This is a genomic window from Pseudomonas sp. PD9R (assembly GCF_019200975.1).
Lineage (GTDB): Bacteria > Pseudomonadota > Gammaproteobacteria > Pseudomonadales > Pseudomonadaceae > Aquipseudomonas.
Genome location: NZ_JAHTMR010000004.1, coordinates 292686 through 315575, shown reverse-complemented (window position 1 = coordinate 315575; position 22890 = coordinate 292686). Strand labels below are relative to the sequence as shown.

At 52.5% G+C, this 22890-nt stretch carries 20 protein-coding genes; 11 read left to right on the top strand and 9 right to left on the bottom strand.

Annotation, left to right across the window (positions count from 1 at the left end; all coding sequences use genetic code 11):
* Nucleotides 1–71: 71 nt before the first annotated feature.
* A complete protein-coding gene (locus KUF73_RS11520) occupies nucleotides 72–1310 on the top strand; it encodes a hypothetical protein (RefSeq protein ID WP_218438160.1) in 1239 nt (412 codons plus the stop codon).
* Nucleotides 1311–1932: 622 nt separating this feature from the next.
* On the opposite strand, the gene KUF73_RS11515 is transcribed toward KUF73_RS11520, so the two are convergent.
* The 3 genes from KUF73_RS11515 to KUF73_RS11505 form a co-directional block, all read right to left on the bottom strand.
* The gene (locus KUF73_RS11515; protein WP_218438159.1) at nucleotides 1933–3282 is read right to left on the bottom strand and encodes a hypothetical protein; all 1350 of its coding nucleotides are present in this window, start codon (nucleotides 3280–3282) and stop codon (nucleotides 1933–1935) included.
* Between the two features lie 334 nt (nucleotides 3283–3616).
* On the bottom strand, nucleotides 3617–4936 hold the full coding sequence (locus tag KUF73_RS11510) for an OprD family porin (protein WP_218438158.1): 1320 nt from the start codon (nucleotides 4934–4936) through the stop codon (nucleotides 3617–3619).
* Nucleotides 4937–5203: 267 nt separating this feature from the next.
* On the bottom strand, nucleotides 5204–6163 hold the full coding sequence (locus tag KUF73_RS11505) for an MBL fold metallo-hydrolase (RefSeq protein ID WP_218438157.1): 960 nt from the start codon (nucleotides 6161–6163) through the stop codon (nucleotides 5204–5206).
* 175 nt (nucleotides 6164–6338) lie between these two features.
* Here KUF73_RS11505 and KUF73_RS11500 point away from each other — a divergent pair, with 175 nt between their 5' ends.
* From KUF73_RS11500 to KUF73_RS11485, 4 genes are all read left to right on the top strand, one after another.
* Nucleotides 6339–7331: a LysR family transcriptional regulator gene (locus KUF73_RS11500; RefSeq protein ID WP_256345582.1), complete on the top strand. Its 993-nt coding sequence runs from the start codon at nucleotides 6339–6341 to the stop codon at nucleotides 7329–7331.
* Nucleotides 7332–7559: 228 nt separating this feature from the next.
* Complete coding sequence (locus KUF73_RS11495; RefSeq protein WP_218438156.1) at nucleotides 7560–8339, top strand: class II aldolase/adducin family protein; 780 nt, start codon at nucleotides 7560–7562, stop codon at nucleotides 8337–8339.
* 40 nt (nucleotides 8340–8379) lie between these two features.
* Nucleotides 8380–9828, top strand: coding sequence for an aldehyde dehydrogenase family protein (locus tag KUF73_RS11490; protein WP_256345581.1), 1449 nt, complete (start codon nucleotides 8380–8382; stop codon nucleotides 9826–9828).
* Nucleotides 9829–9911: 83 nt separating this feature from the next.
* A complete protein-coding gene (locus KUF73_RS11485) occupies nucleotides 9912–10238 on the top strand; it encodes a LysR family transcriptional regulator (protein ID WP_218438154.1) in 327 nt (108 codons plus the stop codon).
* A gap of 105 nt (nucleotides 10239–10343) precedes the next feature.
* On the opposite strand, the gene KUF73_RS11480 is transcribed toward KUF73_RS11485, so the two are convergent.
* The 6 genes from KUF73_RS11480 to KUF73_RS11455 form a co-directional block, all read right to left on the bottom strand.
* Nucleotides 10344–11408 carry an aromatic ring-hydroxylating dioxygenase subunit alpha gene (locus tag KUF73_RS11480; protein ID WP_218438153.1) on the bottom strand — a complete coding sequence of 355 codons (1065 nt, stop codon included), beginning with the start codon at nucleotides 11406–11408 and terminating at the stop codon, nucleotides 10344–10346.
* 89 nt (nucleotides 11409–11497) lie between these two features.
* Nucleotides 11498–12463: a PDR/VanB family oxidoreductase gene (locus KUF73_RS11475; protein ID WP_218438152.1), complete on the bottom strand. Its 966-nt coding sequence runs from the start codon at nucleotides 12461–12463 to the stop codon at nucleotides 11498–11500.
* Nucleotides 12464–12620: 157 nt separating this feature from the next.
* Entirely contained in the window at nucleotides 12621–14300 is a 1680-nt protein-coding gene (locus KUF73_RS11470) for a GMC family oxidoreductase (protein ID WP_218438151.1), read from the bottom strand.
* Nucleotides 14301–14654: 354 nt separating this feature from the next.
* Complete coding sequence (locus KUF73_RS11465; RefSeq protein WP_218438150.1) at nucleotides 14655–15401, bottom strand: SDR family oxidoreductase; 747 nt, start codon at nucleotides 15399–15401, stop codon at nucleotides 14655–14657.
* 60 nt (nucleotides 15402–15461) lie between these two features.
* Nucleotides 15462–16280 carry an Asp/Glu racemase gene (locus KUF73_RS11460; protein ID WP_305516103.1) on the bottom strand — a complete coding sequence of 273 codons (819 nt, stop codon included), beginning with the start codon at nucleotides 16278–16280 and terminating at the stop codon, nucleotides 15462–15464.
* Between the two features lie 103 nt (nucleotides 16281–16383).
* Entirely contained in the window at nucleotides 16384–17274 is an 891-nt protein-coding gene (locus tag KUF73_RS11455) for a LysR family transcriptional regulator (protein ID WP_218438149.1), read from the bottom strand.
* Nucleotides 17275–17332: 58 nt separating this feature from the next.
* Here KUF73_RS11455 and KUF73_RS11450 point away from each other — a divergent pair, with 58 nt between their 5' ends.
* From KUF73_RS11450 to KUF73_RS11425, 6 genes are all read left to right on the top strand, one after another.
* Nucleotides 17333–17794, top strand: a complete 462-nt coding sequence (locus KUF73_RS11450; protein ID WP_218438148.1) for a nuclear transport factor 2 family protein — start codon at nucleotides 17333–17335, stop codon at nucleotides 17792–17794.
* 119 nt (nucleotides 17795–17913) lie between these two features.
* Nucleotides 17914–18909 (top strand): TIGR03571 family LLM class oxidoreductase, encoded by a 996-nt coding sequence (locus tag KUF73_RS11445; RefSeq protein ID WP_218438147.1) that lies wholly within the window; start codon nucleotides 17914–17916, stop codon nucleotides 18907–18909.
* On the top strand, nucleotides 18906–20099 hold the full coding sequence (locus tag KUF73_RS11440) for an MFS transporter (RefSeq protein WP_256345579.1): 1194 nt from the start codon (nucleotides 18906–18908) through the stop codon (nucleotides 20097–20099). The genes KUF73_RS11445 and KUF73_RS11440 overlap by 4 nt, the downstream gene beginning before the upstream one ends.
* A gap of 42 nt (nucleotides 20100–20141) precedes the next feature.
* A complete protein-coding gene (locus tag KUF73_RS11435; protein ID WP_218438146.1) occupies nucleotides 20142–21083 on the top strand; it encodes a nuclear transport factor 2 family protein in 942 nt (313 codons plus the stop codon).
* Between the two features lie 31 nt (nucleotides 21084–21114).
* Nucleotides 21115–21951 (top strand): aldo/keto reductase, encoded by an 837-nt coding sequence (locus KUF73_RS11430; protein WP_218438145.1) that lies wholly within the window; start codon nucleotides 21115–21117, stop codon nucleotides 21949–21951.
* A gap of 28 nt (nucleotides 21952–21979) precedes the next feature.
* A complete protein-coding gene (locus KUF73_RS11425) occupies nucleotides 21980–22744 on the top strand; it encodes an SDR family oxidoreductase (RefSeq protein ID WP_218438144.1) in 765 nt (254 codons plus the stop codon).
* Nucleotides 22745–22890 lie beyond the last annotated feature (146 nt).

Here is a 22890-nt window from a genome sequence, read left to right as displayed (position 1 = left end):
TAAGACACGCATCCCAAAAGGCGTCCAAGCTATATCGGCATTATGAATTTAGATGAGTAAGGAAAGCTTATATGAAAAAACGATTTGCTAGAGGGATTTTATTCACTTTGAGTGCCATCTTGGTAGGCTGCGTTTCAACGCCTCCGCGCGAGGCTTTAGAAAAGGTCGCTAAAGATTGGAGCATGACAATCAGAGCAAGCCAGATAATGCCTGTCTACCCGCTAGATGAAGATATCCGGCCTGGTGATGTATACATTTCAAAAAACGATGTAGATACAGAAATTGCAACTTGGGAGGCGAAAGGCTTTCTACCTCTCATAAATCGATACGATAGGATTCCCATAACCGCATCAGAATATGACACCCAATATGCAAATGGATTTAAAAAAACAAATGATGTTTCTTTTAATCGTGCGCCCGGCACAGCCTTTCCTAGCTACACGTTCTCTGTCGACAAGAGGGGCGCCCTCGGGCTGGCGATACCACTAAACTCCGTCCCGGTGGCACTGTCCGCCTCTGGAGCCCAAAGCGCCACGGGGTCTGTGGTATTTAAGGGCGCTTCCAATCAGGGACTTAGCGACAGAACAATGCAGTCGATCATTAGTAGATGGGCTGCCAAAAATCAAAACCTGCTTGCCTCAAAATATAACAACAATAGCCCAACGGTACTTCGGGTTATCACACGCATTTACAGCATTCAGGGTGCAACCGTAACACTTGCTTTCAGTGAGGCGGTCGGTACACAAACTGACGTCGGGGCAGGAGCTAATACGCCCGGCCTATTGAGTGCCTCCGAGGAACAGTACAATTCTTTAATTACGTATCTCAATAAGCAGGTAGAACTTAAGAAAGGTGCTGTCGTTGCATCGCCCCCACCAGCGCCACCAATTTCGAACCCCACGACTACGGATTCTGAAATAGCAGCTTTGGAAACAGACATTGCAACCGTTAACAAACTCAAGACTGAGCAACAGCTGCAAGCTATTAAACAGCAAATAGCGAACCTTGAATCGGAGACTAAATATGGAGGCTACATTCTTCCGGGAGCGTCCTTTAAAGTAGCCTCTCGTACGGCGCGTGGCGTGACCATGGATGAAAATTTTACTACTCCATTGGTCGTAGGTTACCTGGCTATGGAGTATCTGATATTGCCTTCTGGCAGGCTATTGGAGGTAGGTAGCGTAGAGGACCTGATAGAAAAGCCCCAGCTTTACCAAAGCCTTCGTAGTCAGGCAACAGAGGTAGCGAAAGCCTCTACACGGACCCCACAGGTCGACAATCCTGCCACCCCATTACCAATCAAACAATAAGGAGAGCTCCTATGATTTTTGGAAAAGATGCCAACATACAATGTCACTTAATAGACATTCAACACATGCAAGAAGATGAGGCTATTTTTGAAGAGCTACTCTTAGCAGGCCAAGCACGACATTGGGAACCCGTGAAATATTGGGCTGACACAGCCCATACACATAAAATCCTGGTCCTTTGTCGGACCGTAAGACTAACATCAAAGATCAATTTGTTAATTGACATAAGCGCAAATAATGTACAGAGGCGGCAAACCGAAGCAAACAACGCCGGTTTTACTTCGTATACAACAGTTGTGAACGGGCTATCTGCAATGGTTTATTACCGTCCAAACTAACGCTATGTTTCATGGCGATAGCCGGGATGAAACAGCACCCTTGACCTGAAATCGTTATTCTGGTTTGACGAGCAACCCGACTTAGAGAGAGCGGTTCAATCCACAGTCGCTTGCGACCATCCGCGACAGGCAGCAATCGACCAATAGTCGACGTTCGCGTGTCGCCGCAGGGGCTTGTCCGTCCTCCTTCGCATGGCTGCGAGTGCGCTCCAAGTGAGGACACGAATCGAGTCCTACATCCTGTTGGCGTCTCACCACTAAGGTACATTTTCTTTTAAACCCGGTCAGATTATTTTCTCAGAGGCCTCACGTCGATTGCGAATTTCCTTCAGATCTCGAATCGATAATATTCCGAGATAAAGAAGTAGCGGAGCAGAGATCCCACAAATCCACAAAAGCGCGGTGAAATAAGTGAAAAATATGGCCTCAAGGATACATGCTATGAACGGTAACAATACAATGCTCCCTGCCGTAAATAGCTTATCAGTTAATCCATTATAGAAGCCGATCCAAGGAAATTCCGGAACATCATCTTTCATGCATCGCAAATGCCACAAGTGCGATCGCAAATGAACGAGCAAGCAAATTAACAGTATTGGACCTAGAACCAGGGCCGATTGTCCCGATGCCTTCAGCCCCTCGATTGGCAAGTCCTGAGTATAGGTGGCGCGACGGTCACTCAGATATGCCTTCGCTTTTTCAATAGTCATAAAACGCACTTCAGACCAAATCAAACGAAGGTTTCTGAAATAGTCCAGCCTGACGTCTCCCTTTCCCCTGTAAAAAGCGAACTGCTTCGTGATCTCCTGATTGGCAATCCAGTCTTCGAGACTCGAACCGATAATGGGCACACTTTCTCCTCGCACTTCTGACAATGCGAATATTCTCTCCTCTTTGGTATCCGCTTTTGTATTGGCGACAGAGCAGCGCCGCGGCTCCTGTGGTGGGACAATGCTCGCCGAACAGATGACAAGCACGCCAGCTGGCACCATTGTTGCTGTCTGAACGTCAAGGACAGGTTTAATTTCATCAAAATAGACCGCTCCAATTCCAAGCTTCTTCGACTTATATGCCGGCAACCATTCGCTGAGTTTCTCTTTCAATTGCTCATCACTTGGAACGAAGAGCTCGAATGGGCTTCGAGCTTCTCTTGATGTAAGCGTGTCGTATATTTCCTGCAGCGTCATTGCATCGGTGATATAAATGGTTTTACGCGGATCGGAGAAAGGAAGGAATTGTGTATCACGAAAATTGAATCCATCTACAAAGTTAACCCCTGCTTGCTCAGTCGTTTTTATAAGGACTTCCTTAGAGCTTTTTTCCATTTCAAGATAATACTGTTTATTATCAAAAAAAGCGTTACCAAACCCGGCAGAAAAAAGCTCCTGCATAAATTTTGGCATGGAGTGCGAGATCATGCCACCCAATGATGTATTTGGGCCGCCGACTGGAATATCCCAGTTCTTAAATTCGAAAAAGCGTTGAATTTTGAGTTTTTCAAATGCAATTACTTCATCACTCGCGGATTGATAGATCCGAGTCAGATATGCAGAATAGCTAAGTAAAATAAGCGCAAGGCATGCGAGCAATAGAAGGTAATGACTGTTTCGTATTGTTTTCAATAACTCATCCATTTCATTCCTATCTCATAGCAGTAGCCGTTCCTCTAATTGATGTTCCCAGCTTTCGCGCAAGCGGGAGATGATTCCGCTTAGTCGTCGCCTGATAGCCAGTGCACCTATTCTAGTACCGAATTAACGCAATGACGCACTTTGTGCGATGAATTTTTTGCCGTAGTCAAATACTGGCGTCCCGTCAACTAAATATCCGATTGACTACCGTGCACGCTTATCAACTCGAATGCGAATGTCTGATCAATGCCTTGCAAGCACGCAGTCACGAAAGCCACGGTTTCACAACAAATGTGTACACCATGGCGTTCAATCCAAATCAAATTAATGTGGAGCCTTAGAAAGACAAGGGATACTCAATCATAACCCTCGTTTCATCCAGGCTCGGCAGATCGACACGCTGCACACTCGCGTCGGCGCGATGTGCAGATTTTCCCACACGAATAACAAGATCTTTCGCCGGACCACTTTGCACCACGTATGCCACTTCCAGGTCGCGCTCCCAGCGACTGCCATCCGTTACGGTCTGGTACCTGGAATAGGCACCACCGCCGTAATGACTGCCGTCGATGCCTTCGCTGGTTATGTAGCGCGCCATGAAGGTCAACCCTGGCGCCCCAAAGCTCACCAGATCGAGGTTATAGCGCAACTGCCAGGACCGCTCGTTAGGAAGGTTGAAGTCCAGATTCTGGGCCTTATTGGCGAGGAAGCCGATGGCATCACCCGGCATTGATGCAAACCCTAAATAATCGAACGGCTCATCTCCATGAACCTGTTGCCTGGCCAGCGTGAATTTCTGAATGCCGACGCTGTACGCCAATTCCGCTGACCATGTCGTATTGTTGATATTGCCAGCAATGCTCTTGCCACTGTCATCGGTATGGTAGGCCGTCAATTGCAGGCCGATGGCTTGCAGGTCGTTGATTGGAAGATTCAGTGCCGCGCTCAGGTAGTACTGATTCCAGATGTCTGCATAATTAGCGGCGAAAGCCCCTAGCGTGAGTTGACTATTGACTTTGTACCAACCACCGACATAGTCAATACTGCTCGCGTCGCGCTGGGCATAAAACGCTTTCAATGGACCATCTCTGTTTGTTGAGTTGACATCATTGCCCGACGTGAAATGCCCGGCATCCAAACGCAAGCCTGGTATATCACTGCTCACCACCTGCAGACCTTGGGCGCTGGCGGGGAAAAGTCGAGAAGTTGCAATCGCCATGACCGGATTGTAAGGCGCTAAATCACCTGCTTTCAGTTCTGTGTCAGACAAGCGCATTTTCAAAGCAGCACCGACTTCTGAATATTCGTTTTCCGGGTTGCCGTTGCTGTCTCTCGCTAATAATAGAAGGGGTGGCCGGCCCGCACCGCCATCCAGTTTCAGACCTATATTGGCGAAGGTATCCACGCCGAAACCAAACAATCCCTGTGTATAGCCCGAACGAAAGGAGAGTGTTAAACCCTGCGCCCACTCCTGAGCTACCTTACCGGGACCATAGTCGCTACGAAAATCCCGATTAAAGTAGAAGTTACGCATAAACAGCCCGACATGACTGTCTTCAATAAACCCCTCAGCCTCACTTTGATTTTGCGCCATCGTTACAGATGAAACGCTCGCCCACAGCAATATCAACAACCACTTTGATTGGGTAATAAGCATGCCGATCTATCCTGTTTCTTGGAATTGTTCAGGATTTAAAATCATCGTCAGTTCAATTCCAGCGCCCATACCAAATAGCGCCGAAATCTTTCACGACGTGTTTTGAAGCGTGTACGGATAGGCTTTACCGAGGATTGAGGCCGGCTATAGAGATCATCTTGGATTTCCTGTTGTTTTTGTTATTGGATTTACTTTTATCCATCAAACAATAGGGGGCCATGCGGCTGCATTTCTCAGCATGAGCCGCAGTAGACACCCTGCCTGAAGTCACCACCCAAAGCGGATACCGAAGGTTCCAGCGTTATCGATAATTCTACCGATATAGGGATCTTCAAAATGACCGGGTAGAAGAAGCGCATTATTCTCTACACAAAAAGACAGCAATTCGTGACGACTGCGTGCGGCCTGGGCTGGATCCTCGCAAACTCTGCTGCTCCAGTGCCAGAAGGGAACCTGAATGGGGGAATGAATCATGTCGCCACAAAACACGCCGTATTGATCACCTGACTTCAACTCAATTCGCACATGCCCTGCGGAATGTCCTGGGGCATGCCTGATGAGAAAAGTATCATCCAGGGCATATGTATCATCGAAAAACGTTGCCTGCCCTGCTTCGATGATCGGCAACACACTATCGTTATACATGTTCGTAAACCACGCGGGCGCCCCTAAAGAACTATCGCGGGCCAATCTTTCCGTATGATCATGTTCGATTTGCGAAATCACATATTTGGCATTTGGGAATGTCGGAACCCAAGTACCATTCACCAGCTGTGTATTCCAGCCTGTATGGTCTGCGTGTAAGTGTGAGCACATCACGAAATCAATATCCTCGGGCTGGACGCCGAGCGACTTCATCCGTTTGAGATAGCCGGTATTCAGCTGATGCATTTCAGACAAACCAGGTCGTACTTTGTGATTGCCGACACAACTGTCGATCAAAATCGTGTGTTTGTCGGTACGAACGATCCAGCTATGCACTGGCATGAAAATACGCCCGCTTTCGGGATCATAGTGATTGGGTGCCAGCCAATGCTCATGCGCCTCGACAAGTTCACGATCGAAGTCAGGAAACCATGATTGGGCCGTCTCTCCCAACAGGGATGTGTCGTAGAGTCGTATTATTTCAACTGCGCCAACCCTCCCCCTGACTATCTGGCTGAGTGCTGGACAATCGTTGTGATGGGCATGACCGAGGTGGTTACAACCTTGAACATCAGATTTCATTATTTTTATTCTCCGATTCATCGTTGTAGCAGACGTAGTGACGCGGACTAATTGCTCGATCAACAACCGCCAGCGCATGAGTGATCGCCCTGCGGTTGTTGTCTATCCCGATTCTGGGTAACCTCTCACATAGCTTCTAATAGTTAATAAAGCACTTTCCCATAGCTCATCGACGATGAATAAGGTGTTTATGCGCGGATTTGACCCTTACCTCACTTTTCAGAAGCTTGAAGTTTTTTGCACCGTTGCTGAACTCGGGAGTGTCACCCGGGCAGCAGATCAGTTGTGTGTGACACAGCCGGTCGTCACTGCACATTTACGCAGCATGGAGGCCAAAATTGGATGTGCGCTGGTCGAGCGCGTGGGACGCAACATCGCCCTGACGGATGCTGGCCACCGTATTCATCGATGGGCGGTGGAGGTCATTACCCGCACGCGCGAAATGGAACGTGAACTGGCTGGGGTTGAATCTGGCTCTCGAGGTAACGCCGTCGTCGCGACGTCGATGTCGGTCGGTTCTTACTCGTTGCCGCCGCTTATTTCAGAGTTCTCGCGCCAGCATGCAGAGGGGGTGGTCACTGTCCAGGTCTCCAATCCAACCGCCGCCCTGGACGCTACTCGTACCGGTGGGTGCGATTTCGCTGTAACGCTCCTGGAGCCGAACCAGGACCTGGACCGATTGACGACACACTATCTCTGGAACGAGCCCTTGGTCCTGGTCTGCGCCCCTGAAACTCGATGGCTGGATGAGGTCAACCTGTTGGCCAGTCTGAAAAAAGCCGCATTTATCAGTGCGCCGCAGAATACGGTCCGTCGTAAGGTAGAAGACGACCTGCTGCGTAAAAAAGGCTTGGAAAATCGCAATATCATTCTTGAGTTCGGTCATCCGGAAGCGATCAAGCACGCGGTCAGAAATGACCTCGGTGTGTGTTTCATGTTGCATTCATCGGTCCAATCGGAGATCGAACAAGGCACGCTGAAACTGCTGGACCTGCCTGATTTTCGTTTCAACATGCAGGTACATTTGGTGCACCGTGAAGACAAGCTGTTCTCTACCTACCAAGCCGCGCTGATTCACCATATTGTCCTGTCGACACAAACGCCCGAAAGCGAAGTCTGGACATGTAAGTGCTTGCGGCCAGCCAAATCGCCATTGGTTCAAATCTGATTAGACTCCACCGTCAAAGGTGACTGATGACTCGCTTCGCAAGCCGAATCAGATCAAATGGAAAACAGCGCCATAACCAGCGCTTTTTCCATACTTGAATGGCTATGAATATAGCCAATCCTACCTAATAGACGCCTCTCCACGTGCTTCCTATTCTGAGGCGACGATCGGCCACTCTGGGCGTTGTGCCCACCTGATCGCCTCCGAATCGCAACCTGGAAGCAACTCATGTGCAATTTAGATAATCCGAACAAAATATCTTCCATCATTAATGACCTTGGGTCTCCTGCCCCGGCACCTGCCGCCGAATTGCTTGATGATCTGGTAAGTGCAAATCACATCCTTTTCGACCAAGGCATTGTCGACGCTTTCGGCCATGTCAGTGTTCGCCACGATAAAGACCCTGAACGCTTTTTGCTGTCGCGTAATATGGCCCCAGCCACTGTAAGCCTTGAAGACATCATCGAATTTCATTTGGATGGAACACCGGTCAATGCCCACGGCAGAGCGGTCTATCTGGAGCGGTTCATTCACGGTCAGATTTATCGCGCTCGTCCTGACGTCATGGCGATTGTCCACAGTCATTCACCCACCGTTCTTCCGTTCACGGTGGTCAGTGATGTCAAGTTTCAACCGGTTTGTCATATGAGTGGTTTCCTCGGCCAAGGCGTACCAGTGTTTGAGATTCGAGACACCGCAGGTACCGCTTCCGACCTCCTTGTACGCAGCAACGAGCTGGGACGCGCGCTGGCCGACTCTCTGGGTGAAGCATCCTTTGTATTGATGCGCGGACACGGTTCCACCACCGTCGGCCCCTCGATCAAACACGCTGTTTATCGGGCCGTTTACGCCGAAGTGAACGCCAACCTGCAGCGCGATGCATTACGCCTGGGTCGGGTGGTGTACCTGAGCCAGGAGGAAGCGCAAACATCGCGTATCAACGTCGAGACCCAAATACAACGCCCTTGGGATTTATGGAAATCTCGGGTGACTACCCGCGTCAAATAACTCAACACCTTCTCGTCTAAAAACAATGCGGAGAATCATTTTGACTAGCCCAAATATTGTCGGTCGCCTGCTGATCGATGGTGAATTAGTAGAAGGCGAAGGCGGCTGGGAAGACTCGATCAACCCTGCCAATGAAGAGGTTATAGGCCAGGTTGCTATTGGCAGCAGAAAGGATGTTGATCGCGCAGTCGCAGCGGCTCGGGACGCATGGCCGGAGTGGGCTGCTAAAACAGGTGAAGAGCGCGGAGAGCTGCTACGAGAGTTTGGCGTGCGGTTGAAACAAAGAGCCGAAGAAATTTCCAGAATTGAAGTACTCGACTCAGGCAATACCTATTTGCCAACATTGGCCAGCCTCAACGAGACCGTCAGAAGCCTTAATTATTACGCCGGTTTGGCCTACAGTATGAAGGGTGAAACCATCCCCTCTACTCGCCAGCATCTGCACATGACCGTTCACGAACCTTACGGCGTGGTAGCAAGAATTGCAGCTTACAACCACCCTGCGATGTTCTCTGTCGCACGAACCGCAGCGGCATTGGTTGCCGGAAACGCAGTTGTCGTCAAACCGCCTGAAACCAGTGCCCTTTCCGTTCTTATCCTGGGTGAGATTGCAAAAGAAGTACTCCCCCGAGGTGTCTTCAACATTGTGAACGGTCCAGGTGCCACGGTAGGCGATGCACTCGTGCGCCACCCAGACGTGAAGCGTATTGCCTTGATTGGCTCTGTGCCGACCGGTCAAGCCATTCAACGCAATGCCGCAGAGTCGGGGGTGAAACATGTCACCTTGGAACTGGGTGGCAAAAATCCAATGATCATCTTCCCGGATGTGGATTTGGACGCAGTAGCCGACAGTGCTGTGCGGGGCATGAACTTCGACTGGCAGGGGCAATCCTGTGGTTCGAATTCTCGCGTATTGATCCATGAGGATATCTACGAAGCGGTACTCGACCGAATCGTGCAGAGAGTCAGTGCGATCAAGCTCGGTGATCCAATGCTCACCAGCACCGGCATGGGCCCCATAAACTCGAAAAAGAGCTGGGACCATGTCATGAGCTTTCTGGACCCGCAGCAGACTGCCGGCGCGCGACTGATGACGGGGGGCAAACGTCCGCAATCCGCGGAGTTTGCAAAAGGCTTCTGGGTTGAGCCAACGGTCTATGCCGACGTGTCGCCAGACATGCGCTTATGGAAAGAAGAGGTTTTCGGGCCCATTTTGTCGGTGTCCAAATGGCGTGATCTCGACCAAGTCATTGCCATGGCAAACGACACCACGTTCGGACTGTCAGCGGCCATCTGGACCAACGATATTAAAACCGCACTCAACACGGCCAAACGCCTGAGGGTTGGCAGCATCTTCATCAATGGCAGCAATGCACATTACATCGGGGTGCCGTGGGGCGGGTTTAAAAACAGCGGTGTCGATCGCGAAGAAGGCGTCGAGGAGTTACGCAGCTACCTTGAAACCAAAGTCATCAACATTTTACTTTGACTGATTTTTTCCGTGCAGCCCCACGGCTGCGCGGCAGAAGAACGTCCGACGCCGATTGTTTCCGAGGTGATCTCTCAACGACCATGAACACACACAAACTTGCATTGGCCGACTTCAACCTGAACTTGCTGGTCACTTTTTTGGTGATGTACAACGAGTGCAATGTTTCCAAATCTGCGCAACGCCTGGGGCTGGGTCAACCTGCAGTCAGCGGCGCGCTTGTGCGATTGAGAAAACACTTCAACGACCCCCTCTTTATCCGGGAAGGTAAACAGATGCGCCCAACAGCCAAAGCCCTGGCATTGGCAGAGGTCCTGGCGCCTGCCATGAACAGTATTGAAAACGCCATCTGTAAAGAAAATAGCCAGCCCTGTCCCGAAGCAGGTGAAGACCAGTGCACCACGCACTGAAGTGCTCATGCTTCGCGTACAGATAGTATTCGACCCACCAATAAAAAGCCCTTTGGAACATTCATTCCAAAGGGCTGTATTCAAGGCAATATCAGTTATCCATGCTCAGGACAGCTCGGTACTCGCCACCAAACCCAAACTTTCCTGCTCTTCTTTGATAAGCCTGTCCAGGACTCGACGAGCCCTCACTGCTCCACCATCGCTCGGCAGAAGCACGGGATTTAACGACCAGAAATCCCGATCACCGATTGTCTGCTGCTGCGCTTCCAGCATCGGCATGTCTTCTTTGGAGAAGGGTTGAATCAGCCACTTGATGTTCTGCTCAGCTAACGTTTCCCCTTCCGGCCCCATGGAGCGAGGAAAGGCGATGCCAAACCAATAATGGGTAGTCGACTCCGTTTCGGGCGTGAACAGGTGAGTCGAGAATAATTCACGTCCCTCCTCCTTTGGTCTCCCGGTATAGGTAAAGCCCGTCGTCAACAACATACTGGCTGGCGCATTCCAGCGAACATCCAGCCATCGATCGACCAATTGCCCGGGCGGAATTCCACGCATTCTTTCCAAATCGGCAGTGAGCTTTTCTGCGCTCGTGGATCGCATGGAGTGAACCGTGTCACCGACCTGAACCACATCGATCTTCCCTTCGGAAACCTTACTGCTGCCCAGTGAGGCTTTGTGAAGAAACTCGATATGGCTGAGGTCCATGATGTTGTCGTTTTCCAATACGTAGTTCGCATTGACCAACAGGTAACTCTTACCGACGAATTTCTTCACCGGATCAAGCTCGGTGAAATCAGAGATGAGTGCCTGGTCTGCCTTGTCCGCGTCGCCCATCCAGATCCATACCAGACCGTAGACCTCAGCCATCGGGTAACTGCGAACTTTTGCCGCCTTGGGAATCGCACCGTTCCCGTGCGGGTTCAGCACACACGCGCCGGAGCAGTCAAACGTGAGCCCGTGGTAAGCGCATTGAATCGTATCGCCTTTCAATTCGCCCAGATGCAGAGGGACGAAACGATGAGGGCAGCGGTCTTCCAGGGCCTTGACCACACCCTGACTGTCTCGAAACATCACAATGCGTTGATTAAGGAATGTTTTAGCAACCATCTTCCCTGTTTCGATATCGGTGGCCCATCCGGCCGGGTACCAAGCGTTGTAGAGAAACTTCATGAACCTCTCCTTTTCTTATTTGAATAATACGAAGATCAATTAATACAATCAGGCATCAGAACAATTATTTTTTATCGCGGTGGCACGTATCAGATATCCAGCACCAACTCACGGGAATGTGAGCGAGAGCAGCACACCGTCATTTGGTCGTTATTAGTCTTTTCAGCATCGGTCAAAAACAAATCTCTATGATCTGGCGCCCCCTCCAACACTTTCGTCAAACACGTTCCACACACGCCTTGTTCACAGGACATTGGTACATTGACTCCAGCCGCAATCAGAACTTCTGCGATGGTTTTATCGGGTGGCACCTGAAGCGAGAGACGGGTTTTTTTGGTGTGTACGGTGAAACCTGTTCCCGAGGTATCTATCTGGGCACCGAAATGCTCAACATGAATATTGTCACCTGCCCATCCCTGGCCCTTTGCCGTGTTGACAACAGCTTCCATGAACCCGGCAGGTCCACACACATACACATGGCGATCCGGGGCGCGTGCATCCAGCACGGCGGAGAAATTACAGAACTTGCTGGGGTTGCCCTCATCGAAATGGCCAGTGACATGGGCTGCGAAAGGCGTCTGCTTGAGCTGATCATAAAACGCGGCACTCACCTGATCACGGGCGCAGTAATGCATTTCAAACGATGCACCTTGGGCATGTAGATGCCACGCCATCGCGATTAAAGGGGTAATTCCGATACCGCCGCCAAATAAAATCGAATGCCCTGCCGACTCATCCAGCCCGAAGTTATTTCGAGGCGGGCTAATGCTGAAAGTTGTACCAACATCAAACTCTTCATGAATGGTTTCAGATCCACCCCGGGAAGCAGTTTCGCGTAATACACCCAAAACATAACGATCATGATTACGCGGATCATTACACAGTGAGTAATGCCGATTAACACCTGCCCTGACATTAACCTCAACATGTGCACCGGCTTCAAAAGAAGGCAATGGCTCACCTGTAAGGGTGACCAGTTCTAGTGATATAACCCGCTCAGTCTCCTCACTACGACGTGCTACTTTCACAGTCAGCGTGGGCTCGGATGTTTGCATAAACATAAACGCCTCAGAGTGTGCTTGATAACTTTTCGTGCCACCTGACGACAGGCAAGTGCAAGAACACAGAAAATTTAAGTTTCATCGCCTTCGCACGCAGACTTGCAAACGAGCAAGCCCAGCCCGAAGGCGGCGCCATTGGGTGCTGGCCGGACTAAACGCTCGCCGCGGACGGCATTGACGACTTTGCCTTGCCAGCAACGGCTGGCAGCTCTTTTCCAACAATCAAGTCACTCACCTTCTCAGCCATCATGATGATGGGTGCATTGGTAGCGGCACGCATGACCCGTGGAATGGATGAGCCATCAACCACACGGAGCCCCTGTACGCCTCGCACTCGCATCTGCTCATCAAGTACGGCCATCGGGTCGTCATCCGAGCCCATCTTGCAAGTGCCTACAGGGTGATGGAGCGTAATGGCGGTTCGCCGAATGAACGCATCAATTTCGTCATCGCTGTTGCAGTTCGCACCAGGCCATACTTCTTGCTCGACAAATGCCTGGAGGTAGGGCTGGGCGGCTATTTCACGCATGCGCTTGAACATTTCACGCACTGAACGGCGATCATTCTCCGTGACCAGGAAGTTCTGCTCGATCAACATCGGCGCTGCCGGGTCCGCGCTGGCAAGCCTGACTCGCCCACGGCTCTCGGGGGTGAGGAACACCCCTTTTATCCCGAAGCCGTCACGATACGGCTTAACGAATGGATGGAAATAAGGGGCTGCGGTCATCGGCCCCGCCGCGAGAATCAACTGAGCGTCCGGGAGATCCAATTGGCTTTGAGTGCGGATCAAGCCGACCGCGGCGGCCGGTATTTTTCCGGAAAAACCGTTGCCAAAAAGAAAGTTCTTTGCAACATCCAGAGCGATGCGGTCGTATCGCATCATTCGATGCAAGGTGCCTGTCTTCAGTCGGTTGAAACGTAAATCAAACACCACATGATCGTGCAAATTCTGCCCTACGCCTGGCAATGACACTCGCGCCTTGATTCCGTGTTCTGCCAGTGCGACCGGATCGCCAATCCCGGAGAGCATGAGCAATTGTGGAGAGTTGATCACACCACCAGCCAGGATCACTTCGTGACGCACGTTCGCGAGGAATCGCTCGCCATTGCAGGTGTACTCCACACCGGTGGCCTTGGGTGACGGCGACTGGTCGAGTACGACCCTGCTGACCAATGCCTCCGTAATCAGTGTGACGTTCTGGCGCGCCAGCGCCGGACGCAGATACGCAACGGCGGCACTGCAACGCTTACCGTTGCGAATCGTTGCCTGCATAGGACCGAAGCCTTCGACAGAACTGCCGTTGTAATCAGGGTTGGAGTGATAGCCACACCGTTCGGTCGCCCTGAGAAAGCCGCCTACCAGCGGGTCTTCAAAGTTCAGATTCATTACAGTCAGCGGACCTTTTCCACCCCGTAACTCGCTTTCCCCTCCTTCCCAGGACTCTGAACGCTTGAAGTAGGGAAGCACGTCGTCATAAGACCAACCAGGGAGTCCAAGACCGTCAGCCCAGAAGTCGTAGTCCTCACGAGCGCCACGCCCATAGGCCATGCCATTGATCGACGAACTGCCACCTACGACCTTGCCTCTGGCGCATTCAACCCGGCGGTTATCCATCGCGGCCTCGGGTTCTGAAAAATAGCCCCAATCAAACAAGCGATTTTTAAGAATCAGTCCCCACAGTAAAGGGGTTTTGATGACTGAAGAACGGTCTTCCCCACCCGCCTCCAGAACCAGAATCCGCAACGCGGGATTTTCTCCCAGACGATAAGCCAGTGTGCAACCAGCGGAGCCGGCACCGACGATGACGTAGTCAAATTCCTCAGTCTTCACAGCGCTGCCTCCACGACTGGCAAAGGCTCAAGCGTCATCGAGGCAGACACGTCACCAGACACCCTCCAAGTCAAAGCGGTAGCAGTGAAAAAATGGGCAAGATCCAAGCTGCGCGACCGATTCTGGCCGGTGCTCGCGTTTTGAAGACACATAACGTTCTCCCAGAAATTTGCTGAATCGTGGTCATCCACCACTGCTCAACATTTGTTTTTGTTGCCTCCAATTCTGAGTAACGATTAAGCGATCTTCTAATAGATATAAATCGCCCCTTTCATAGCCATTCACCTATTTGTTTCGTTACCAACACCCTTATTTGCAATCAGTCATCGGCGCCTTCCCTGCCCATCAGAGCAGTCAGACGCCCCCCGTCACATCGAGGAGCGTTCCAGTGTTGTACGAAGACAGGTCGCTGAGGAGCCAGATAATGGCTTCAGCCACTTCCTCCGCACAACCAGGCCGGCCCAAAGGGGTATTCAGCCCTCTTCTCCTGGCGCGATCCGGTTGGCCTGCGTTGGCATGAATTTCGGTGTCGATCAGGCCGGGACGCACAGCATTCACTCGAACGCCTTGCGGACCGAGTTCCTTGGCAAGCCCCTTGGTCAACGTGTCTATAGCGCCTTTCGAGCCTGCGTAATCAATGAATTCATTTGGGGAGCCCGACACCGCCGCGATCGACGAAACCAGCACGATGGAGCCGCCATTTCCGCCTCGGCTTTTGATCATCTGTCGTGCCGCTTCACGGGCACATAAATAGGCGCCGAGCACGTTAACGTCGAACATTCGTTGCAGTCGTTCGAGCGTCATATCTACAAGCGCAAGGGGTGGAGCGACGATGCCCGCGTTAATGACGACGCCATCCAGAGGGCCAAGCGTGGAGGCTTCCCGGAACACTCTGATGACATCGTCTTCACGGGCTACATCACCCTGGATTTTGATGGATTTAGCGCCAAGCGTTCTCACCATATCCACAACTCGCTGCGCAGCAACATCGTTGTGAAGATAGTTAACGATGACAGACCAGCCCTTCTGTGCTGCCAGAATCGCGACGGCGCGGCCGATCCCGCGACTGGCGCCCGTGATAAGAATCGTCTTCGCCGTCATCTTTCCGCCTTTATAGTCAACTATTGGTCGAAACAGTAAAAACCTGCACGTCCGGGCACGTTAGCCCAATTCAACAATGGAAGATGAATGGCGACTGTCAATCTGCTCAAAAGGAATCCGTGGATAGACTCCGCTGAGAAGCGAACCGGCGTTCGGCACGATTGCATCAAGATTCAGATGATCCAGCATGCGCCTTACCGTGCATACGGCAGTAGAAACTGTCGGGATACCCATCATGTCTTCAATCGCTTGTATGGCGGGAAGTGAGGGCATCTGCACGCATGCCGAAGCGACGATTACATCAGCGCCTTGAGTGTTCAACCGCGTCACGTCATTGAGAAGTTGCATAGGATCACGCTGACCCACCTCAAGGTTGTCGGGGATTTCAAAGCTGAGCGAATCAATAACTTCAATACCCTCGCTCTGAATGTAATCCACCACCAACTCCGTCAAGGAACATATGTAAGGCGCCATCAGCGAGATACGCTTCGCGCCCATGATCTTCAGGCCCTCGATCAGCGCACCGGCAGAGGTCATGACGGTTGCCAGGCAATGATTCGCACGAGCAATTTCCAATAGCTCACGCTCGGTTTGTCGGTGATACCCACGACCGCTTGCCATGATCGCGACCAGGCACGCCGTGCTCATCACATCCATACGCGCGTCCGACAGCTCGGCAGCACAGCGCAGCGCCTCCTTGTTCATTGCGGCCAACTCTTCCTTGGTCACTTTGTGCATGCGCATACGGCTGGAGTGGAAGGTAAATCGCTCGGGGAGTATGGCTTCCCGCGCATGCAGCATGGCGGGAATCTCAGTCTCCATGGTGGTGTTGGAGCTCGGAACAATCTGACCAATGCGAAAAGGGCGTATGAGTGTCATGAATCTCTCCGAAACGTGAATCTATCGACAGTATTGTCAAATCAATCTATCAAATTTGACGTTTGTGTCAAATAAAAAGCTGACATGTCGACACAAGGCTCATTCAGTAGAGAAATGGAATTTTGCTGCTGAGGAAATCAATCAACACACGAAGCTTGGGCGGAACGAAACGCCCAGATGGCCACAGCAGGTTAAAAACGCTGGTTTCCAGAGTGTGTTCATCCAGAACAGTGGTCAGCTCCCCGGCCAACAACGCGTCTTTCACCATGAAATCCGCGGCGTAAGTGATGCCCAATCCTTTAAGGGCGAAACAGACCCTCCCCTCGACAGAGTTACAGATAATTGACTTGGGCAGGTCCATTCCCTGCTCTTCCATGCCATCCCAAATCGACCAACTTTGCAGCTTGCCGGTTTGGGGAAAGCGAAAATGAATACAGCTATGTTCCAGAAGGTCTCGCGGAGTTACCGGTTTTCCATGCATGGCAAAGTACGCGGGAGCACCAACTGCAACCATTCGATAACGACCCAGACAGCGTGAGGACAGGCTGGAGTCCTTCGGGGCCCCGCTACGAATCACTGCATCAAACCCTTCGCCGATGACGTCCACCAACCGATCAGTGAAATCAAGATCCAATTGAATTTCGGGGTAAAGCGTCTGGAATTCTGCAAACACCGGCAGAAAGTGCCCGCCGATCATGGGCAGGCTCACACGCAAACTGCCACGCGGTGTCGAGGACGTTTGCTGAAGTTCATCGCCCGCGGCGTCCAGTTCTGCGATCACGCGCCTGCAGCGGTCCAGAAACAATGCACCTTCAGCCGTCAACGTGATGTTGCGTGTGCTGCGATGAAATAAGCGCACCCCCAGTTTTTCCTCGAGCCGGGAAATGCTCTTGCTCACTGCTGAGGCCGAAATCCCCAAGGCCCTGCCCGCCGCCACAAAACTGCGAATTTCAGCGGCCTGCACGAACACCCCAATCGCACTCAAACTTTCCATCAATCCTCCATTGATGACATAGAGGTCCGTTGTAAAGGGACACCTAGCCGATTTTTCTATGGCGGTCACCCGGTTAGGTTACACGCCGGTCTACATCACTTTTTCAGCACCGGAGACACGCCACGTGAATCAAGCTGCCGATACCCTACTGTTCGAGCTCGCCACTGAACTGGAAAACGGACGATTAGGTCTTATGATTGACGCTGACGTCAATACATTTGCAGAACTGCTGTCCGAAGACGTCGTTTACGTCCACTCCAGCGGTTTTACCGATGACAAAGCCAGCTACCTGAAAAAGTTTCGCGATGGTGCATTCATTTACCACAGCGCGGCACTGCAACTGAAAAAGGTCAGCGCCTTGGGTGAGGATGCATTCATGGCCACCGGCACTATTGAGATGGACGCCACCGTGGGTGGAGTGCTCAGGCATTTGCACACCTTACTCCTCGTGGTCTGGCGCAAGGAGTCCGGCACGTGGCGGCTACTGGGTCATCAAACTACATCGCTGCCGCAGAGCTGACACCTGCTTGCGGTCGAACTGTCGTTCATTCAATCAGCCACCGCATCTAAACAAAGCATATCAGGCTCACTCCGTTCCTGAATTGAGCCTGGCAATCCCCAACGCCTAGAGAAAAGTGCATGAATTCGTCACTCGCACTCCCAGAAGCGCTCGCCAATCACCCGGGATTCTCCCGCGTGTTTAAACCGGGTCACTTGAGCATTGGCTTCGTCGCGCCACTGGAGGGTTACCCGGATAGCGCAGGGCCCACGATGGCTAACCACGCGAGCATGGCCAAGCTGGCTGATGATGTGGGTATTGCCGCTCTGTGGCTTCGAGACGTGCCGTTTTACGACCCGACATTTGGTGATGTTGGCCAGATTCTCGACCCGATGGTTTATGCGGGATGGTTAAGCGCCATGACTCGTAATATCGCCATCGGGACTGCCGGTATCGTCGCACCATTGCGTGATCCACTCATCGTTGCCAAGCAGGCAGCCAGTGTCGATCAATTGCTCGGTGGACGTTTCCTTCTGGGCCTTGCCTCCGGTGACCGACCTGAAGAATATCCCGCGTTCGGGCAAGCATTCAGTCAGCGCGCAAGTCGTTTTCGTGAAGCGCTGGAGATTATTCATACCGTCAGCGAAGACAGCTTTCCGAGCTATCGCTCACAACTGCACGGAAGCATGAACGGTAGCCTGGACTTGATTCCAAAGCCTGTTGCCAAACGATTTCCCTACATTGCTACCGGCCGAGCCGGGCAAACGCTTGAATGGCTTGCCGCGAATGTCGATGCCTGGATTTGGCACGGTTTTGACCCGCAAGGGATGACCGATGTCATTCCGCAATGGCGCGATGCCTGCGCAGAGCGTGGCTATAAGCCGTATGGCTATGGCTGTTGGTTCGATCTCGATCCCGACCCTGATGCTCCGATAGAGCCCGGTCGGGTGTTACGTGGCGGGCGCCACGCGCTGATCGAACTCTGGCAAAGACAAGAGCAAGCCGGTGTTACTCATCTGGTGCTCAATCTCAAGCCGACTCGACGTCGACCTGAAGACATTTTTGATGAGTTGGGTCGGTATGTCCTGCCGCTATTTCCTGCACACACCCAGCGCTTAGCGGAGTCAGCTCGATGAAAACGGTGAAGGCTATTGGTTTCATCGTTTTAGGGTTGTTCGGCCTGTATACCCTGGAGTTCGGTGTGGTCGGTATTTTGCCCATGATCATGGAACGTTTCGCTATCTCGACATCGCGTGCGGGTCTGTTAATGGGGGTGTTTGCGTTAACGGTAGCCGTGCTGGGTCCCGGATTAGTACTGGTTTCTTCGCGGTTGCGACATAAAAACATAGTCGTTGTTTCGCTCTTCGCTTTTGCAATATGCAGCCTGTTTTCCGCATTCACCTACAGCTTTGACCTGCTGTTGAGTTTGCGCGTGGTGTCCGCGATTTTTCATCCGATGTTCTACGCCGCTGCTCTTGCATCGGCGATCGCTCTTTATCCGCCTGAGCGAGCTGGACACGCCGTTTCACGAGCAGTGCTAGGAGCAACCTTGGGGTTGATCCTGGGGGTGCCGGCCATGAGTGCGGTCGCCAATACGTTCGGTTATGAAGCGGCTTATCTGTTTTGCGCAGCGGTGTGCTTTTTCGCGGGTCTTGGCGTGCTGATATTGCTCCCGTCATCTCCAACCGGGGAACTACCGGGGTATGGCGAACAGTTGATGATTCTTCGTAAACCCGCGTTGTGGTTGAACCTGATTTCCGGTGTTCTGACATTCACAGCACTGTTCGCGGTGTACAGCTACGCCGCGGAATATTTGCAGCGTCAGGTCGGGCTCAGTCCACATGCGATCAGCCTGATGCTGGTCGTGTTCGGAGTCGGTGGCGTAGCGAGCAATCTTGGGATTGGTAAGTTACTGGATAGCCACCTCATTCAAGCGACTTTGCTGCAACCTCTGATGTTAGCGGTCGCTTATCTGTTGTTGTTCGCACTTGCCAGTCAATGGCTACCCGGCATGGCAATGATCATGTTGTTTTGGGGCGCCTCCCACACTTGTGGGCTTATCAGCAGCCAGATCTGGCTGCGCTCGGTTTCAAGGGAAGCGCCAGACTTTTCCACCAGTCTTTTCATTACTGCGGCCAACATCGGAGTGATGCTGGGTTCAAGTCTTGGCGGCTGGGCGATTGAGCGTTTGGGGTTGCCGGCAGCCCTGTGGCTAGGCGTGATGTTCTGCGTTCTGGCAACGCTTCTGATTGCCTTCAAGGCCACCTTTTACGGGGCGCACTCCAGCAGGCGGGAAGCTCGCCAGGCACGAACGTCGCTCACTTGACGACAAGAAAACCCACTCAATATCGTTCTCCCTGGAGCTCCCATGAATAGTGTTGCCTCATCCCTGCGCATAAACATCCTTGAGATGTTTGAGCACTTCCTCACAGTCTGGGCGAGCGGAGACTCGTACCACATAGCCAACGTATTCGAACTTAATGCAACGTTTTCCAGCAGTGCCCATGGCTCGCTGATCGGTTCCAACGCCGTTGCTGAAGTGCTCGCTCTGGATGGGTCTCACCCGCACAAGATCAAAATCGCGTCCACAAACCATTACGTAGGTTTCGACGAGAATCGCGCAGTCCTTGGCGCCTACTTGTACGGACACGTAGCAACGTCCGAATCATCGACAGCAGCGCTGTTGTTCGGTGCGTTAGTGGTGGGTGAACTGAGAGCTACTGACCGTGGCTGGCTATTCACACGCCTGCAGCTGTCTTTCAGTTGGCTGGACGGGGATCGCTCACTCGTCCCACGGTGGAACCTGCCACGACCACGACGCTTCTGGGACGAAGGCGACAAAGCGCCTCATCTGGTCAACGAACTGGACTCACCATGGGTGCGTCTGCCGGCGGCCAAAGTCGCTGGTTCTGCTCAGGATGAAGTCGCCGAGGTTTTCATGCGCTACATCTGGGCCATGGACCAGGCCGACTTCGGGCAAATGCGCGACACCCTGACTGAAGACATCGCCGGCGCATTTCCTCCTATCGGCGATCTCAAAGGTCGACATGAGGTCATGGGCCAGCTCAAGGATTTCCGACAGGCATGGCCGTGGATGCAGCACTTTTGCGTGCCATTGCGGATCGACATCAATGGTGACCAGGCACAGATGCTGTTGGGCCGAGTGATTGCTCAGCGCCCCACGACCGCCGAAGGTCTACCGCTTTTCGGTGCCCATTACCGTATCGAGTTGCGCCGGGAAAACCAAAGCTGGCGCATTTTCTGGTTCGAATACGTCGAAGGCTGGATTACCAGCCCTCCCCACATGTGACGCCTTAATTTTTGATAATCAGGACACTCCAATGACGCACGCTCCTCTGATCACTCTGAACGATGGTGTCCAGATCCCCCAATTGGGACTGGGCGTCTGGCAACTCGACGACAAACAGGCTTACGCATCATCAAAAGCTGCCTTGCTGGCGGGCTATCGGCATATTGATACGGCCGTGATCTACGGCAATGAAACTGGGGTGGGTCGCGCTGTCGCTGAAAGCGAAATACCCCGCAAGGACATCTTCATCACCACCAAGCTTTGGAACGCCGATCACGGCTTCGATCAGACCTTGCATGCGTTCGACGAAAGCCTGAAACGCCTTGGTTTGCAAACACTGGATCTGTTCCTGATCCATTGGCCGTTGCCGAAGAAAGATGCCTACCTGGACAGCTGGAAAGCCATGGTGCGTCTACGCGATGAAGGTCGTGTGCGGTCGATCGGCGTATCCAACTTCCATCAGGAACACCTGCAGCGCGTTATCGGTGAAACCGGCGTCACACCGTCCGTGAACCAGATCGAGATCCACCCGGACTTCGTTCAAGCGCCACTGGTGGAGTTCTCCCGGCAGCTTGGCATCGCCACCGAATCCTGGAGCCCTTTGGGTCAAGGTGGAGCGCTGCTCCATGAGCCGGCACTGGCGCGCATCGCCGCCAGACTCGGCAAGAGCACCGTACAGGTGATCCTGCGTTGGCATTTGCAAAGCGGTCATGTGGTTATCCCGCGCTCGACCAACGCCGAGCGCATTGCGGCGAACATCGACGTCTTCAATTTCGAATTGAATGCCGAAGACTTGCGGCAAATCTCCAATATTCCGCAGACCGGACGGCTCGGGCCAGATCCCGACAATTTCGAGCTGGGTGCCTGATTTATTTTCCCTGTCAGTAGAGGTTTTCATGTCCATCCCTAGAACCTATGTCATCACCGGTACTGCGTCCGGCATTGGCCGCACCACCAGACAGCTACTCGAATCCCAAGGGCATCGCGTTATTGGTGCCGACATTCGCGATGCAGAGATCATTGCGGATCTTGCCACTGCCGAAGGTCGTCAAATTCTGATCGATAAAGCTACCGAGCTCAGCGAAGGCGTCATCGACGGAGTACTGGCAGTAGCCGGTGTCGACATCGCCGGACCTGCCACCGTTGCGATCAATTACTATGGCGCACTGGCTACGCTGGAAGGCTTGCGACCATTACTACTCAAGTCAAAAGAGCCTCGTGCGGTAGCGGTATCGTCCATCGTGTCGATTCACGCCTTCGATCAGCAACTAGTGGACGCGATGCTGGACGGCACCGAACCTCAGGCTCTGGCCCGTGCTGAAGAAGCGCCTTACGCCTACGCCAGTACCAAGCAGGCACTGTCACGCTGGATTCGCCGTGTGGCACTGAACACTGAATGGGCAGGCGCAGGGATTCCCTTGAACGCCATTGCCCCCGGTCTGGTCAAGACGGAATTACTGTCACGCCTATTCGAAGACCAGGCCACCAAGGATCGGATCAACGCCGGCTGCCCAATGCCATTGAAAGGGCCTTATGAACCTATCGCGGCGGCAGAATTGCTGGCGTTTCTGGCCAGCGAGAAGAATGGTCATATGACCGGTCAGACAATCTTCATCGACGGTGGTGCCGATGTGGCGCTGCGTGGGGATTCAGTCTGGTGATGACGTAACGTTTGCGCTCAGTTGTCACTTCTACCTTGACTGCATTGCTGGATATGGAGCTAGTGGACCGCCACGAGCACAACATCGTAGTTCGATGTACAAATGCAACGTAATGCATCGCAACACCTAGTGCCGACGGTAACGTC